The sequence below is a fragment of the Sphingomonas trueperi genome (genome assembly GCF_040545965.1).
Classification (GTDB): Bacteria; Pseudomonadota; Alphaproteobacteria; order Sphingomonadales; family Sphingomonadaceae; genus Sphingomonas; species Sphingomonas trueperi_C.
This window is the reverse complement of the sequence record NZ_JBEPMV010000008.1, coordinates 130,036-146,122: the sequence shown is the minus strand read 5'-3', so window position 1 is coordinate 146,122 and position 16,087 is coordinate 130,036. Positions and strand designations below refer to the sequence as shown.

The window sequence follows — 16,087 nt, the reverse complement described above, 5'->3', positions numbered from 1 at the left end:
ATCGACGGCGTTGAGAATGGTCGGCGAAGAGCCCCGTCATCTCTTCACCGCTGCGGAGGTGACGATCGGCAAAGCGCTCTCGCCGCAACCTCAGCTTGTCGATCATGGTCCTCTCGCGGATTCGGGCACGAGCAGTTGCGGGGATGCCGTGACTGCTACTTTATCGTTCTTCGAACGTTCTTGCCTTCCCGGCACTGCGAGTCTATCGATTCATGATAGACTTGGGGAGAAAGTGTGCCGTACGATCGGAGCCTAGCTATCGCGGAGAGGCATAAAGCCCTACTCGCGCTCATCGAGACCGGTGGGCGCTCGGCTGCAACCCTTGCAAAGGCGCTCGGCGTTTCCGAGGCGACGATCAATCGCGATGTTAGCTTTTTGCGCGGCAGGGGGCACTCGATCATCGCCCGGCGCCTCGCATCTGGTTGGGCCTTCGAATGCAATGGATCGGGCCAAACGCGCTTCGCCGCCAGCGAGCAACAGCGATGACCGTTCAGCCGACCGAGGAATGGTGTAAAAGCGCCGGGATAGACCGCGCGCACTATCCCAGCCTCTTCCTTTCGTCCGATGAGGTTACACCCGCGACCCCCCAAGCGCACATTATCCGGCATGCGTTCGAGACTCTCGGACTCGATGGCGTTTTCTGCACGGAAGGCGCTCCGATCGTCTTCTTCAAGCTCATCGAGAGCTTTGCTTTGGATGAAGTGCTCGTAACCCACAAAACCTTCTGGAATCATGGCGGTGCGCCGGTTTTAGTTTTGATGTCAGGCGGACGTGCGGAAATATACTCTGGCATGTGTCGACCGGTCAGCCGTGAAGACGTCGGTACCGTCGTTCCCGCGCTCATTACCACGCTCGAGCAATTGACTACTGCCATGCCGCAGTTCCTTCTTGCCATCGAGACTGGCGCATTCTTTAGAGAACATGCCCGCTCGTTCGACGCCAGCAAACGCGTCGACCGAGACCTCTTGTCCAATCTCGGCGACGTGCGCACCAAGCTCAGCGAAGGAGCGCCCGACGCAATACCGATTGATACCCTCGACGCGCTGCTCTGCCGGCTCGTCTTCACGTGCTATCTTTTTGATAGAGGCGTCGTTGGCCATCGGTACCTGGAAAATCTTGGTTTAAGTCCTGCCAGACACTTGCGAGATGTGCTTGGCCAGAGGCCGCTTTCCCAAGCAAAGGCAGGTCTATTCAAGATATTCAGGCAGCTAAGCCAGGACTTTAATGGCGACTTGTTCAGCGACAATATCGAGGCCGAAGCACGCTTGGTTTCTAATGACCACGTGGCGATCCTCGACGCCTTCTTCCAGGGCACTCAAGTCCGCACCGGGCAGCTGTCGTTCTGGCCTTACGATTTCCAATACATTCCGATCGAGACGATCAGCGCTATCTACGAGCATTTCCTCAAGGCTGAGGATCAGGAAGACGGCGCCTTCTACACGCCGCGCTTTCTAGCCGAAATCGTTCTGGATTCCGCGCTCGAGGGAATCGGCTCGCTTCTCGGCAAGCGCTTTCTCGATCCGGCATGTGGGTCGGGGATTTTCTTGGTAGGCCTGTTCAACCGGATCGCGGAAGAATGGAAGCTAGCCAACCCAGGAGCGCGCAACGACCGCCGTGCACGGGAGCTGAGCCGGATTCTTCAGCAAAACCTATTCGGAATCGACATCAACGCGACGGCCTGCCGGATTGCCGCATTCAGTCTCTACTTGGCCTACCTGGATCAGCTCTCGCCGCGCGATATCCAAGGTCTCCAGGAGAAGGGGCGCGCCCTACCGCGCTTGATCGCCGAGCCATCCAATCCCTGCGTCGTCGCGCGCGCGGACGAGCCGGTAACGATACGCTGCGCCGATTTTTTCAATGATCAGGAATTTGCGCGGGATATCGACCTCATCATTGGCAATCCCCCCTGGGGAAGCACGGCAGGGTCGAAAACCCAGGCCGGGTTGTGGTGCGCCCGCGCCGGAAAGCCGCTTCCGGACAGCCAAATCGCGGCTGCCTTCGTGTGGAAAGCGGTGGAGCATGTGTCGGGCGCGGGGCGGATCTCCTTTGTCCTGCCGCACGGCGTCCTATTTAATCACAGCCCTGCAGCCGTGCGCTTCCAACAAAAATGGGTTGAAGAACATGCCATTGAGCGGGTTCTGAATCTCGCTGACCTTCGATTGTTTCTGTTCAGTGAGGCAATCCATCCGGCGCTTGTCGTCAATTATCGGGCACCTAGGGGAGACCGGACACGGGATTCTATCGAGTATCTTACACCGAAGGCGACCTGGACCACGACGCAGGCCGAGGTGATCGTTATCGGCGCGACCGACCGCCGTTCAATCCGCCTCGACAAGCTGCTCCTGGATCTTGATGGACCAGACGCCCCGCAGGTCTGGAGCCAAAACTTCTGGGGCTCCCCGCGCGATCTTCGTTTCATCGACCGGATGCTGCTGCAACCCCGTCTGCGCGACCTTGTGAGGCTGCCCTCCGAAGAACCGGGTGGAAAGCGCTGGGTTAGAGCCGAAGGCTATCAGCCAGCAGGAAAGAATGACGATCCGAAGCGTGCCAAGCGCCTCAAGCTTCCATCGGGACGCTTCATCAAGGCCACGCACCCCGCGATCGACCTCTTCGTGCTGCCGGAGGACGCGGTCGACCTTCCTGAAAGCGAAGTTCTGGTCAGGAGCCGGTCAAACACGAACACCGAGATTTTCCGCGCGCCGCACGTCCTGATTACCAAAGGCTTTCAGCGGATCGCTTTTGCTGACTTCGACGTCAGCTTCCGGCACGCGGTGCGGGGAATCCATGGTCCGCAGGAAGATCGCAGCTTGCTCATCTTTCTCGCGGCCTATTTGAGAACCTCGCTCGCCAAATACCTCATGTTCCACACCTCCTCTAACTGGGGCATTTACCGCCCGGAGGTCCACGTCCAAGAGATCCTCAGACTGCCAATGGTCCTGCCCGATGGCCATGAGGATCCGGTAGCTGCGCGCGTGATCGTGGAACAGGTCGTCAAGATTATTGACGGTGCTATTGGCGCGGCCTCGATGAATTATCTTATCCGCAACAACGCCGTCGCCGACGCAACACGTGCGATCGAACCGCTTGTCGACGAGTATTTTGGCGTACAGCCTTCCGAGCGGCTGCTGATCGACGACGCCATAAACGTCGTCATTCCCAGTGTGCAGCCGACCCGCTCACGGGTCGCCGTCCCAACGATGATGCCGGCGGCTGATGCCGTGCTGGCAGCGTACAAGGAGCGGCTTTGCGCGACGCTAGGTCAGTGGTCGCGAACCAATGCGGTCATTGGTCGAATCGTGCGGTCCCAGAAGCTCGGCATTGCCATGGCCGTTATCGAACGGACGGACGCGCAGAGGCCACGCGCGGCCGACGTCACGGTCGACGATATGGACGTTCTGACAACCATAGACAGGCTGCAGAAGGCTTTCCCCAGCACGAGGCGGACTCTTGATTTTGTAAGGGGGCTAATGGTTTTTGATGGTCCAAGCCTCTACATTGTTAAGTCAGATGAATGCCGATACTGGACGCAATCCTCCGCCGTGAACGATGCTGATGAGATCGCGGGGAAGCTGCTCACTCATCCGGCTCAAGCCCGTCGATGAGCTTCGGAGGCGACCCGACGGCCTGGCTGGATCTGATCGATTCCCAGGTGCCGGACATTCTTCGCCTTATCCTCTCCGCGTGGGACGAAATGCCGCCCCTCTCACCGGATGCGCTCGAAGATCCGACGACGGAGGCGCTTTGCCGCGCTCTGCGCAAGAATCGGACCAGCGCCAGCCTGCCGTTTCGCATCGATATTCAAATGGTCGAACTAGATCCAGCCGTGGGTCAGGATCAAGGTCGAATGGATATCGCGTTTTCACCAATGGTTCCACACGAGGCCTTCTACTTCTGCTTGGAGTGCAAGCGCCTAAACGTCACCCTCATGGGCCGACGGCGGACCTTGGGCACAGAGTACGTCACTCAGGGCATGTCCCGCTTTGTAAATCGGCAATACGGCGATCAAGTCCGTCATGGCGGCATGTTGGGCTACGTTCTCGACAGCCGCGTTGATCTCGCAATCACTTCGGTTCAGACTGCGATCCGAGGCCGGCGACAAGATCTAAAAATTGCCGAAGAGGGCGGTCTGCGGCAGTCGAGCGTCCTTCCCGAGGCGGAGAACGTTTTCGAGACGGCGCATGTTCGCGACGAGGCAGTCCCCCATTTCCTACTACAACACATCTTCGCGGCGGCGACGTGATCTAATGGTCGCCGGTTGAGATGACGCTCCGTTTCACGAAGCGTCTTTTCCGCCCAACACGGGAAAGTGATCGCCGCGCGCCAGTGCATCCCAGTTGGTCTTCACCAGCATCTGAAGGCCCGACAGATTGTTCAGGAACAGCACCTCGTTGTCCGTGTCCGTGACATCGCCCATCATGAGCAGCGCTGGCTCGGTTAGGTTAATGGTGCCAAGCACCCCGTTGGCACCCAGTGCGATGGCCGGCCTTCCACCCGCTGCCCTGACCTCGCGCACGCCTTGTTTGAGCCAATCCCAATCGTGATTGCTAGGCGCGACGGCGTTCAACTGATGGGCCACGGCGGGCACCAGCGTATCGAGCAGGCGGAACACATTCATTGCACTGTGATCATCCCAGGCCGTGGTCCTCGCGACCAAGTCGGCTAGGCGCAGCTGTTCATGATGGAGAGGACCGTTGGCTTTGGCTTCGGCCAGCAGGGAGAGTGCTGCGGCACGGACCTCGGAGAGTTCAGGCTCGAGCTTTGCGCGAGTAGAAGCAAAACTGTCGCCAGTCGCACGCGCCAGCGCGCTTGAGAGGGCGACTCCGCCGCGCATTCCGAGGTTGAATGCCCGGACAAAATGGGATTCGTCGCGCAGAACTTGTCTCGAGATCCAGCGGATCAGATTGCCCGTCTGCTCCTCTGGCAAAAGCACCGCCCGCAGCGAGAAGTGGAGTTCGTCTAGGGGGGCCATGCTGCTTGTCGAGCTGGCGACCAGCATGAGTTCCTCCAGCATATGTGCCGTGGTGTACGAATTCCAGAGGAATGCGGGTTCAAGCACCGGCAGTGCGGAAACCGCATTCGGATTGTTGATGATCTCACGCAGGCCACCATCCATGCCGAGCGCCGAACCAAGGGCAAAAGCGTCTGACAGATGGATTTCGCCGTCGCGTAAGAACTGGTTACCGCGAAAGGACTGAAGCAAGAAAAGCCCGAGAAAGGGATGGGTCCAGTCCATCCTGCCGCCATCAAGCAAGGACCTGCGATATCCGCGTACCGCTGGGTTAGTGAGGTAGGCCCGCGCGTGATCGCCGAGCATTCCCCAAAACTCGAATGAAATCGGCTCGGCGCGACAGAGATAGGTCTCCCGTGCTGTTTCCCAGTCGAAAAAGCCCTCCATCGTGACGCTGGCAAATTCCTCGATCACCGGACGGATGCTGCGCACGAGCGCAGATAAGGACTCGGGTGCCGTGCGCGGAGCCGCCGCCACTGCCTCCTGAAATGGAACTGTGAAATGTCCTTGAGCGCGGGTGACCTTCCCGGTGTCGACAGCCGCGTCGAAAAAGGCAATAGTATCGACGCCGCCGACCGTAATGTGGAATGTGCGATTAGCGGGATCGAGGCGGTCTCGCCACAGCATGGCAAAACCGTGTGCGCCCGCACGATCACCGGAACGCGCGAGCAAATTCATCGCGACGTATAGGCGCTGGTCGGGATCACCCTCTTCATCGGCCGCAGACCCCTCTAGGGTGAGCTGGAACGTCTGCAGACTCTCTCGCGGAAAGGCCGTTACGCCGGTGATTGACCAAGCCTCCGGGATGCGCGGCGTCAACGTGACGGCACCGCTATCGAGGCCCGCCTCAAGGCAGAGCAACTTTTTGCGCGACCATGCGCAGGCCGAGGCAGCGCTATGGTCGAGCAATGTTGACCATTCCGACGAGATCAGGACGAAGTTGAGATCGTAGTTGGCGAGAAACGGTAGATAGTTTTTGATCTCGTGCTCATAGCCAAGAAGCTCGGTGATCGCCTCTCGCGCGGTCTGTGCTGATTTTTTCAACTCGATCAGATAGACCGAGTTGGTCGACACAGAAAGGCAGATGAAATCGGGACGCAGTGTCTCGCCCCGACTCATAGATATATTGGCATCGCTTGTCAGCACGATGAGGTCGTCGATGTCCTCCAGCACATCACGCGCCGCGGCGAGCATCGCCGCGCGGGCCACCCGGTCGATAGCAAAGATCGGCAACACATCCGGCGCCGGTGCCGCGAGCCGGTCGATGTTATCTCGGCCCACGATCGCGTTGCCGAACACGCCGTCTGAAAGCAGTTCCTCGATCAGCCGCTGCATCTCCGCTTCACTGCTAAAGGTCATGACATTTTAATTCCTGTTCGTGGCAGCGATGCGGCCCACACCGTGGTCGAATGAGCGAAGCTGCATGCGCTCCAGACTGACCAATTGCTCGTCGATAAGCGACAGTTTTCTTCGGTAACAGACATTCATGGACGAGCGGCCGAGCGGCGTATGTTGGTCGGGGGCTGCCTGCGGATCATCGGCGTCTTTCGGGACATTTCTGCCGGTCGCGAGCACCATGCGGAATGTCAGGTCTTGTCACACGCCGACGTTCGGAAATGCGCGCTCGGTTAGACGTGGCTCAATGGCCAAGTATTGCAAATTTACTTTGGTGGAGGGCCGTCCACCCCATCACGTCATTTCCGGCAAACCCGGCGCGGTTTAGCCTGTTACAATCGTCGCGCCATTTAGCCCCGTTGTAGCGATACGAGGCGCGTCGAGGCTCAGAGTTTTTCTATAATCGGGTCGGCTTTGGACGCCGCCTGAGCCAAGATTACAGCGGGGTCCAAGCCGCTCGCCAACAGCAAGGCTTTCGAACGGGAGGTGATGGCTATTTGCTTTCGAAACGCCGATTTGCTTACTGAAAACGGTGTCTCTTAGGCGCCGTTTCGGCTATGGAAAGCCCATCGGAAGCGCAGTTTTCAGCCGTTTTTTGCTCAAGCTGTGGCGACCGGACCAAGCAATCTTTCGAGGCTATATGCAACACACCGTACGCACCAAGGTGCCAGTTTTTCCGTGGACTTACAGAGGGTTATCGGGGAAATTGGAGGAAACCCGGCGCAACCCACGGCGCAACCCAGTGCAACCCAGGGAGAAAATCGCGCTACATCAATCACGTAGGCGAAATACAATGCAACCCAGCAACTCACCGCAACCCAGCAATATACTTGCAGCGGCACAGGATGACGGGTAAGAGGATTCCGCCTTACGTAACCCACTAGCCTCCATCGCCAATGGAGGTGGGCTTGAAAAACTCTACCCAAACATCGCTACGGTTCGACCCGGAGCTATACGCCCGTGTAGAGAGATTTGCTGCGTCTCAGAGCCGCTCGATTGCAGACGTAGTTCGCTCGGCCTGTGAGCAATATCTGCTCGGCCAGAAGCTCCTTCATGACAGCGATTTGCGGCTTCGACGCGTTTGCGAATATGGGCAGCTCGCGCTCGACGCGATTCTGCAAGAAAACCATCCCGAGTTCCGCGATCCAATTCTCCTGGAAGTCGACAAGCGCATGGAGCGTTTCCATGGCGCGCGCTGACATCAGGAGTGACGGACGTCCCGTCACGGTCCAGCATCACTCCGCACGCGGCGAGGTTAAGCGCAATTCGGGCAACTTTACCCGCGGCAGCCAGCTCCTCAGCCATGAGGTTTTGATGTGGCTGTCGGGCGCGAAAATGCCTGTCCTGATGTGGCTGGTGATCTTCGCCCTAGCGTACACGATCGTGCTGTCGATCACGCTCGATGAGAACAACATCCAGCTCATCTGCATGCGCATCCTTTCGGCGCTTTGGGGCTGGGTCTCGCTTGATCCCATGAAGCAGGTGAATCTCCTCCTACCCGACGGGTCCGTGCGCCAAACCTACATGGGATATGTACCGTATGTCCCCGAGGTCGCGCTGGCCTGGCACAAGGCTGTGCGGGGCCTGATTGGCTGCCTGTTCATCGCCACCTTCATCACCGTCCCAGCGGCTGTCTGGTACGTCGATTTCTCCCGCCGTCGCGGCAAGAACATCCTTGAGGAGCGGCACGAGCGCGGCGCCATGCTGGTGACCCGGGAGGTGCTCCATGCCGAGATCGTCCAACACAACCAGGTCGAGTTCGAAAAGGAGGCTGCAAACCTCTTTCCCGGCCACACGCCGCAGCAGGTTCTTCGCATGCCCTTCGGGGCTCGGAAGGCCGCTGGCATCCACCACCCTTACACCCTCGCCGGCATCCCCTATCCGCACCGCCTAGAGCAGTCTCACACGATGCTGATCGGTACCACTGGTGCCGGTAAGACGACCGCGCTGCGCAAGCTCATTAAGCAGATGCAGGAGCGCCAGGATAACGCCGTCGTGTTCGACCTGACCGGTGCCTATGTGGAAGCCTTCTACGATCCGGAACGCGACACGATCCTGAACCCGCTGGACGCTCGCTGCCCCGCTTGGTCGATCTTCAACGACTGCGTGACCTACTCGGAATTTACCGCCGCTGCGGCCGCGCTGATCCCGTCGGACGGCGGCTCGGCAGAGCCTTTCTGGGCCATGGCTGCGCGTACCCTTTTCATCGAAATGTGCATGAAGCTGATCGAGAAGAAGCAGACCAGCAACCGTGCGCTCGCTGAGAACCTGATGACGGCCGATCTGAAGGCGGTCCACAAGTACCTGGCCAAAACGATCGCAGACCCGCTGACAGCGCCGGAAGCAGCCCGAATGGCAGAGTCCATCCGCGCCGTTTTCAACACCAACGCGCAGGTGCTCCGCTTCCTGCCGGATGACGGTGAACCCTTCTCGATCAAGGACTGGATCACCCGCGACAAGAAGCCGGGTTCGATCCTCTTTATCACGTCGAACTACACCGACCTCGAGATGAACCGCGCGCTGCTCACGCTGTGGAGCAACCTCGCCATCTACGCCCTAATGGAGATGCCGCGCACGCGGTCGCTCCGCACCTGGTTCATCTTCGACGAGCTCGGCGCTTTGCACCGTCTGCCGGCGATCGAGAGCGGCCTGCAAACCGCCCGAAACTTCGGCGGCGCGATGATCCTCGGGCTGCACTCTTTTGACAAGCTCGTGCATGTCTACGGCGAGGAAAACGCTCGCAACCTGTCATCCCTCGCACGCACCAAATTGATCCTCGCCGCCGCCGACCTGGAGACCGCCGAACAGTGCAGCCGCTACATCGGCAGCCGGGAAGTTCGGCAGATGGATGAGGCCTATAGCTACGGCTACAACAACACCCGCGACGCCTCGACGTTGACGCCCCGCAAACAAGTCGAACCGCTCGTCATTCCTGACGACATCACGAACCTTCCCTCGATGCACGGGTTCGTCAAATATCCTGACGGCTTTCCTGCCGCGCGCATCCAGCTGCAGTGGGAGAATTACCCCACGGTTGCACCCGGCTTTGTGAAGCGTCCGCCGGCCTCGCCGGCGGCAAGTGTTCGCGGAAGGGTTGGTGGAGGTGAGGACGGCGAAGAGGCGGGTGGCAGAGACGGATCGCCCGAGCTGGCGGAAGAGGTTGAAACCTCCCCAAGCGCCGCCGCAGCTTTGGCTGCTGGCATCCTGGCACAGCCTTCGGAGGCGTCTGAGCAAGAGGCGCAGATTAACCGGGAAGCGCAGGATCGGATAGATCCGTCCGCCCCACGCCCGACCACCGACAAAGGAGACGGAGAACGCGACCCGGAGATCACGCGAGCCGCCGAGTTGGAACGGCCGCAGACTCTTGAGCATCGAAACGACATGGCTGCTCCGCGTCCCGCAGAGGTCGAGGACCAGACAGCCATTGAGCTGCGCCAGGACTTCGGTCCGAGCGACGACGGGATGGGGATGTAGGCCATGCATTCCATCGCCTCGATCGGCTCCGCAGGCGGCGCTGCTGACTATTACGGCAAGGATGATTTCGCCTCGGCCGACTACTACGCGGGCGAGAATGCCGCCGACTATAGCGAGTGGGGCGGCGCCGCCTCCGAAGATGCCGGCGTCTCCGGCGAGGTCACCAAATCGGACCTGGGCAAGATCCTGAACGGCCAGCTCGCATCCGGCGAGAAGGTCGCCGACTATCAGGGGCGCCGCCCAGGCTACGACCTGACCTTTTCAGCGCCGAAGTCCGTATCGATCATGGCCCTCGTTGCCGGCGACAAGCGGATCCTCGGCGAGGACGGCGCACACACGAAAGCGGTGCGCGCCACGATGGCGTGGGTTGAGAAAAACCTCGCCGAAACACGCAAGGACATCGACCGCAAGAAGGTGCCGGTGAAGACCGGCAACCTGGTCTACGCGCTCGTGCAGCACGACACCTCTCGCGCGCTCGATCCGCAGCTCCACATCCACGCGCTTGTTGCGAACCTGACCAAGGGCCCTGACGGAAAGTGGCAGGCGCTCCACGCCGACAAGATCTGGTCGAACAACACCGTGATCGGCTCGATCTACCATGCCTTCCTGCGGGCCGAGATGGAGAAGCTTGGCTACCAGATCGAGACCAAGGGGAAGCACGGCACCTTCGAAATCGTCGGAGTGCCCAAGGACGTGATGGAGGTGAACAGCCAGCGTCGTGCCGAGATCCTGAAGGCCGCCGCAGCGCTCGGTATCTCGTCTCCCAAAGGGCTGGATGGGGTGACGGTCCGAACCCGCGATCCCAAGCTTTCGCTCGAAGATCGCGACAAGATGATCGCGGATTGGCGGGAGAAAGCCGCCGCCTACGGATTTGACGGCAAGGAGCTTATTGCCGCTGCTGTGCGGGCCTCAGCCGCGCCGGAGAACGCAAGCACGCTGCAGCGAGGCTATGCCTTCATGGCCGAGGTTGTGCGCGGAGCTCGGGAATTTGTCAGCAACCTCACCCGCACGCCAGATCCGTTGGTCGACAAAGGTGTCGCACGATTGGCCTCCTCCCCGGAGGCAGCGCGGGCGCAGTTCGCGGTTGCCTCGGCGATCAGGATCCACGCCCAACGCGAGGCGGCATTCGACGTCAATCGGCTCTCCAAAACCGCACTCGACCTCGGCCTCAAGGGCGTGACCATCCAGCACGTCACCGAGCGGATCGAGAAGCTGGTCGAGCAGGGGCGCATCATTCCTGGTGTCACGCGAGAGGGCGAGACGAGCTGGACGATGGTGACCACCCGCGAGGCGCTGCAAGCCGAGCAGCACATCCTCGACCGCATCGAGGCGACCAAGGGCCAGGCAACCCCGATCGTCAACGCAGAGGCCGCGCCTGACCGCGTACAGGCCGCATCCAAGCACGAGCTCAACCCGGGGCAGCTTGCCGCCGCGACCCTGATCGTCTCGAGCACCGACAAGATTGTGGCAATCCAGGGCGTCGCCGGCTCGGGCAAGTCGACGATGCTGCAGGCGGTTGCCCAAACCTTTGAGGGCGCTGCTCGCGTCGCAGAGACCGGTGGCAAGCGCCTGCACGGCCTCGCCTTCCAGACTAAAATGGTCGGTGACCTTAAGGAGGGCGCAGGGATCGAGGCGCAGACGATCGCCGCCTTCATCTGGCAAAACGAGCGCTTCCTCACCGACAAGACCAGCCCTGAAGCCGTCGCGAAGCGCGCTGAGATGAAGAACACGATCCTCGCCGTCGATGAGGCGTCGATGGTGTCGACCGACGACATGGTGAAGCTGATCAACATCACCGAGGCGCTGGGTGCCGACAAGCTCGTCCTGGTCGGAGATCGCAAGCAGCTCGGCTCGATCAACGCCGGCAAGGCATTCTCGCTGACCCAAGCGGGCGGGATCACCATCACCTGGATGAACGAAAACCTTCGCCAGAAGACGGCCCAGCTGCGGACCGTGGCAACGCTGGCGAACACCGGGAAGGCAAGCACAGCGCTGAAGGTGCTGGGCGACAAGGTGGTTACCAACGAGAACCCCGCGCTGCACGCAGCCGAGCGCTGGCTTGCTCTGTCGCCCGAGAAGCGTGCCGCCACGGCTGTGTTCGCGTCGGGGCGAGATTCCCGTGCAACGATCAACAACCGCATTCAGGAGGGCTTGGCGGCGGAGGGCACACTCAAGGGTGAGGGGCTAACTCTCACCGTGCGTGAGAGGATTAACCTCGCCACCGAGGAGCTGCGCTACGCCAAGAGTTACGAAAAGGGGCAAATCCTCGCCGTCGCCGAGAAGGTCCCCGAACTCCGCCTACACCGCGGCACCTTTACCGTTGTGGGCGTCACCGCGCGCGGCAAGGTCGAACTGGACATGGGCGGCCGCCGGCTGAAGATTGACCCGCAAAGGCTGGATCCCACCATTAAGCGAGATCGCCTCGAGCTCTCGGTGCCAAAGCAGATCCGGATCCATGAAGGCGACACGATCCGCTGGACCGAGAAGGACAAGGATCGGGATTTGCAGCGGTCCGCCCTCGCCCGCGTGACGTCGATCGACAGCAAGGGCGTGACGGTCGAGACGGCCAACAAGCAGGTACTGACGCTTCAGCACGGCGACGCGATGCTCTCGCGTCTTGACCTCGGCTACTCGCTCAACATGCACATGGCCCAGGGCGTGACCGCCGATAAGGGCATCATGGCGCTGTCGAGTGCCGAGACGAACCTCACCAACCAGCAGCTCTTCAACGTCGGCGTCACCCGCGTGCGCTCGGACCTGACCGTTGTGGTGAACGATCAGGAGAAGGTCTCCCGCCAGCTTGATCGGAACACCGGCATTAAGACGTCGGCCATGGAGACCGTCGGCCGCATCAACATCGATGGTCCGGGGAGCAGCGGCTCGCCGAACACCGGCACCGGATCGAAGGCGTCGAGGGGGCCCTCCATGAGCTTCAGCCTCAGCTCGAGCGACCTTGGCTCGCTGCCGCCCCTGCCCCGGTTCGATGAGAAGGATGCGGCCCGCTACGCCAAAGGCGGCGACGACATGGGGCTCAGCAAGAAGCCCGACGACATGGGGCTCGGGGACGCGGCCAAGAGCGCGAAGGGGCCGCCGGTGCCGGAGAAGAACCTCGGTCTGGAACTCTGACAAGTTGCACATTCAACAGGGGGAAAAGGGTGATTTCCAAGCCATCTACACGAGCTGACGAACTGCTCGAGGCGAACGAGATGATTGCCCGCGCAATGGCGCGTGGACCATCAGATCGGATCAAAAAGAAGATGCTGGCGCACAGGCGCGGCATCATTGGCGAGAAGCAGACCGCGCATATCCTGGATCGACTATTCTTCGATTCGAAAGATCATCTTGTAATCCACGACCTGCGGATACCTGATGGCATTGGGAGCTTCGCCCAATTCGATCACATCATCCTGTCGCGCTTGTCGCGTAAGGCATCTGTGGTGGAGGTGAAGAATTATTCGGGCCGCATGTCGCGCAACCAGCACGACGAATGGATGGTCTGGTATGAGGGCCGCCGCAGGCCTGTTCCAATCCCCAACCCCGTTGCCCAAGCGCGCCGGCAGCGCGACGTCTTACGGGCCTGGCTGAAGGCCCATGACCACGACAAGGCGTTCAGTGAGGTAGGCACCTTCGTCGTCATCCCTGCGGATGGGCAGCTCGATCGCACGAAGATCACCGAGGCGCTGCCGGTCTACAAAGTCGATAACTTCCACCGGGCCTGGGTAGAGTTCGCCGGCGTCAGTCCCATCGGCAAGCTCTTCTCGAGCGGCGTGCCCAGCGGCACTCTAGCCGCGATCGGCGCGCAGCTCGCAGCCGCCCACGTCTCGGACGAGCAAACCATGGCGCAGCGGCTCGGCCTCGAACCGCGATCCTATTCCCACAAGGGCGATGACGCTGCTGCCCAGGTGGATGAGCCCGCAGACGAGGAGCAGCTGGCGGCTGAAGCAGCAGAAGCCGCATTGGACCCAGATCTATCCCTACCGGTGCGGGAGGAAGAGGGAGAGATTGTGGTCATGTCGGCCGAGGAGGAAGAGGCCGATGCTCCCACCCCGCCCCTGCCCGAACAGGAGGAGGAGGCGCTCCCAGTGGCGAAGCGCAAGGCGTCGGCCGCGGTCGTGATCTCGCCGGGAATCGCAGAGCGCGAGCTGCCCGATGGACGGATCGCATTCCTCGCAGCGAGGGACAATGAAGCGGCGAAGGAGCGGCTTACTGCCGCGTGTAAGGGCCGCGCGCGCTGGCAGCCGCGCTTCCAGAACTGGATCTGCAGCGACAATGCAACCGCGCTCGAGATCCGCACCATGATCAAAGACCAAAGCAACGAGCACCAGGAGGAACAAGATGCGTAAGGATCTACTCACCGCGGCCGCATTGGCTCTTTCGATCGGCACCGCCAATGCACAGAAGATGGGCAAAGGCGGCACAGGGGTCGACGAGACCTCCGAGGTGCCCAAGTGCGCTCAACCCTTCGGCACGATGGCGATCGTCGAGAAACGCAGCGCAGCGTCGCCAACGGACGGCCTCCCTCCTCAGATCGCGGCTATGATGCGGATGGCAGAGGCCCAGCAGAACGGCGGCCAGGCCCGAGTTGACCCGATTCCGCTTCTGAAGCTGCTCGCGGCCAACTCGAACTGCTTCCTGATCGTGGATCGCGGCGAAGGCTTCGATGCCCTGCAACGGGAGCGCGAGATGGCAGGCTCGACCACTGCCGGCGCAAAGACGAACACGCTCCGAGCCGCAGACTATCTCCTCACCGCAACCGTGGTCTACTCGGACGGGAACGCGGGCGGCTATGGCGGCGGCGTCGCCGGCATGTTCGGCGGCGGCATGGGCTTCAAGAGCAAGAAGCTGGAAGCCCAGGTCATGCTGGCGCTCGTGGAAGTGTCTACTGGCATCCAGCGCGCGATCGCCAGCGGCCAGGTCCGCAAGAAGGATCTCTCGATCGTCGGCGGCGGCGTGCTCCTCAACGCCGGTATTGGCGCTCTCGGCGGCAGCTATACCAGCACCGACATGGGCAAGATCACCTCTCTGGCCCTGCTCGACGCCTACCGGAAGCTCACCGCGGACGCGAAGGTGCGGCTTGCCCCGCCCGCTGCGGCGGCAGCTCCCGCGCCTGCTGGCGCCGGCGCTGCGCCAGTGCAGCAGTGAGGAGAGGGGGAGAGGAAGGGCGAGGATGCCAGCTGGGCAGCCTCCCCTTCCCTTCCTGAGAGGTGCGCGATGGAGCAGGCTGATCTCTTTTCGGACGCCACGACACGTGAGATGGTCGAGTTGGAGGCCGAGACTCGGCAGCCAATGGCCGCGCCATGTGCTTGGCGGAACGCTGCGAACAAGCCGTGCCGGCGGCTCGCGCACGAGCCGGTTCTGATGGACGGCGAGCAGTTCTTCTACCGAGGGCATCCGATCCTTCACTGCGTGTCCGAGTGCTTTCGAGTGGCGATCAATCCAGCAACGGAGATTGACGATGGCGTCTGATCCCCCGATGCGGCTCTCCGGCAAAATGACCAGGACGCCGCGCGGCCGCATGCTCTGCGACAATGGCGGCATGCGTTGGCGCCTGACCGGAGAAGCTCTCTCACAATGCGACGACGCCGAGGAGGTCACGATCGAAGGTGTTCGACGCGGCCTCTCCGTGATCGAGGTCTATTACGTCGGAAGGGCAGGCGCATGAATGCTCCCATGCAGATCCAGGCAGCGCACTGCCCATATTGCAAGAACATCCTGTTCCAGAACCTGAAGCGCCATAAGGTTCGAGGCTGCCTCACCTGCAAGCGACCGCTCGTGATCGCCCGCAGTCCCTTCGGACGCCCGCGGCTCTACCGGATCTACAGCGTCCTGGACGTCGGCATGCTGGTCTATGCGCTGCTCACGATGGCACTAATCGCCTTCTTCGCGCTCACCGGCCACGGCGTCACTGGCTTCGTGAAAGGCTTCAGCATCGCGCTCTTCATCGTGGGTTCGGTTCTCTGCGTCGATGGGGTGCTCGCTGTACGGACAGCGAGAGACAAGACTTGGGGGAAGCAGCGCCGAGGCATCTCCGCGCGCACCATCGGCGCAGGCAAGGTGATCACTGGCCTAATTGCGTTCTTCATGACCTTTGTGGGTGTTACACTCTGAGGACTTTGTAGCGAACTGTCGCAGGTAGTTGAACCCTGGCGGCGTGTTGGTATTAGTGCCGCACGACCCAAACTTAGTAGGCGCTCCGTGGTGGAGCGCCCT

13 protein-coding genes are annotated in these 16,087 nt (G+C 61.1%); 11 read left to right on the top strand and 2 right to left on the bottom strand.

What is annotated here, in order from left to right; all coding sequences use genetic code 11:
- Nucleotides 1–234 precede the first annotated feature (234 nt).
- From ABIC35_RS19800 to ABIC35_RS19790, 3 genes are read left to right on the top strand one after another with little or no spacing between them, the layout of a single operon-like run.
- On the top strand, nucleotides 235–486 hold the full coding sequence (locus tag ABIC35_RS19800) for an HTH domain-containing protein (protein ID WP_121079659.1): 252 nt from the start codon (nucleotides 235–237) through the stop codon (nucleotides 484–486).
- The gene (locus ABIC35_RS19795) at nucleotides 483–3,602 is read left to right on the top strand and encodes an HsdM family class I SAM-dependent methyltransferase (RefSeq protein ID WP_183049513.1); all 3,120 of its coding nucleotides are present in this window, start codon (nucleotides 483–485) and stop codon (nucleotides 3,600–3,602) included. The genes ABIC35_RS19800 and ABIC35_RS19795 overlap by 4 nt, the downstream gene beginning before the upstream one ends.
- Complete coding sequence (locus tag ABIC35_RS19790) at nucleotides 3,599–4,240, top strand: hypothetical protein (protein ID WP_121079663.1); 642 nt, start codon at nucleotides 3,599–3,601, stop codon at nucleotides 4,238–4,240. The genes ABIC35_RS19795 and ABIC35_RS19790 overlap by 4 nt, the downstream gene beginning before the upstream one ends.
- A 33-nt stretch (nucleotides 4,241–4,273) precedes the next feature.
- Here ABIC35_RS19790 and ABIC35_RS19785 read toward each other — a convergent pair whose 3' ends face one another.
- Both ABIC35_RS19785 and ABIC35_RS19780 read right to left on the bottom strand, forming a co-directional pair.
- The gene (locus ABIC35_RS19785; RefSeq protein WP_121079665.1) at nucleotides 4,274–6,367 is read right to left on the bottom strand and encodes a hypothetical protein; all 2,094 of its coding nucleotides are present in this window, start codon (nucleotides 6,365–6,367) and stop codon (nucleotides 4,274–4,276) included.
- Between the two features lie 6 nt (nucleotides 6,368–6,373).
- Nucleotides 6,374–6,586 (bottom strand): hypothetical protein, encoded by a 213-nt coding sequence (locus tag ABIC35_RS19780; protein WP_121079667.1) that lies wholly within the window; start codon nucleotides 6,584–6,586, stop codon nucleotides 6,374–6,376.
- 725 nt (nucleotides 6,587–7,311) lie between these two features.
- Between ABIC35_RS19780 and ABIC35_RS19775 the strand changes: the two genes are divergently transcribed.
- The 8 genes from ABIC35_RS19775 to ABIC35_RS19740 all read left to right on the top strand — a co-directional run bounded on the left by ABIC35_RS19775 (nucleotide 7,312) and on the right by ABIC35_RS19740 (nucleotide 15,985).
- On the top strand, nucleotides 7,312–7,602 hold the full coding sequence (locus ABIC35_RS19775) for a hypothetical protein (protein WP_147425961.1): 291 nt from the start codon (nucleotides 7,312–7,314) through the stop codon (nucleotides 7,600–7,602).
- The gene (locus tag ABIC35_RS19770) at nucleotides 7,589–9,877 is read left to right on the top strand and encodes a type IV secretion system DNA-binding domain-containing protein (RefSeq protein WP_121079671.1); all 2,289 of its coding nucleotides are present in this window, start codon (nucleotides 7,589–7,591) and stop codon (nucleotides 9,875–9,877) included. Before ABIC35_RS19775 ends, ABIC35_RS19770 begins: the two co-directional genes overlap by 14 nt.
- A gap of 3 nt (nucleotides 9,878–9,880) precedes the next feature.
- Nucleotides 9,881–13,003: a MobF family relaxase gene (mobF, locus tag ABIC35_RS19765; RefSeq protein ID WP_121079673.1), complete on the top strand. Its 3,123-nt coding sequence runs from the start codon at nucleotides 9,881–9,883 to the stop codon at nucleotides 13,001–13,003.
- A 29-nt stretch (nucleotides 13,004–13,032) separates the two neighbouring features.
- A complete protein-coding gene (locus tag ABIC35_RS19760) occupies nucleotides 13,033–14,220 on the top strand; it encodes a nuclease-related domain-containing protein (protein WP_147425963.1) in 1,188 nt (395 codons plus the stop codon).
- Complete coding sequence (locus ABIC35_RS19755; RefSeq protein ID WP_121079677.1) at nucleotides 14,213–15,019, top strand: CsgG/HfaB family protein; 807 nt, start codon at nucleotides 14,213–14,215, stop codon at nucleotides 15,017–15,019. Before ABIC35_RS19760 ends, ABIC35_RS19755 begins: the two co-directional genes overlap by 8 nt.
- A 69-nt stretch (nucleotides 15,020–15,088) precedes the next feature.
- The gene (locus ABIC35_RS19750) at nucleotides 15,089–15,343 is read left to right on the top strand and encodes a hypothetical protein (RefSeq protein WP_121079679.1); all 255 of its coding nucleotides are present in this window, start codon (nucleotides 15,089–15,091) and stop codon (nucleotides 15,341–15,343) included.
- On the top strand, nucleotides 15,333–15,539 hold the full coding sequence (locus ABIC35_RS19745) for a DUF5818 domain-containing protein (RefSeq protein ID WP_121079681.1): 207 nt from the start codon (nucleotides 15,333–15,335) through the stop codon (nucleotides 15,537–15,539). The genes ABIC35_RS19750 and ABIC35_RS19745 overlap by 11 nt, the downstream gene beginning before the upstream one ends.
- An 8-nt stretch (nucleotides 15,540–15,547) precedes the next feature.
- Entirely contained in the window at nucleotides 15,548–15,985 is a 438-nt protein-coding gene (locus ABIC35_RS19740; protein ID WP_121079683.1) for a hypothetical protein, read from the top strand.
- The last annotated feature ends 102 nt before the right edge of the window (nucleotides 15,986–16,087 follow it).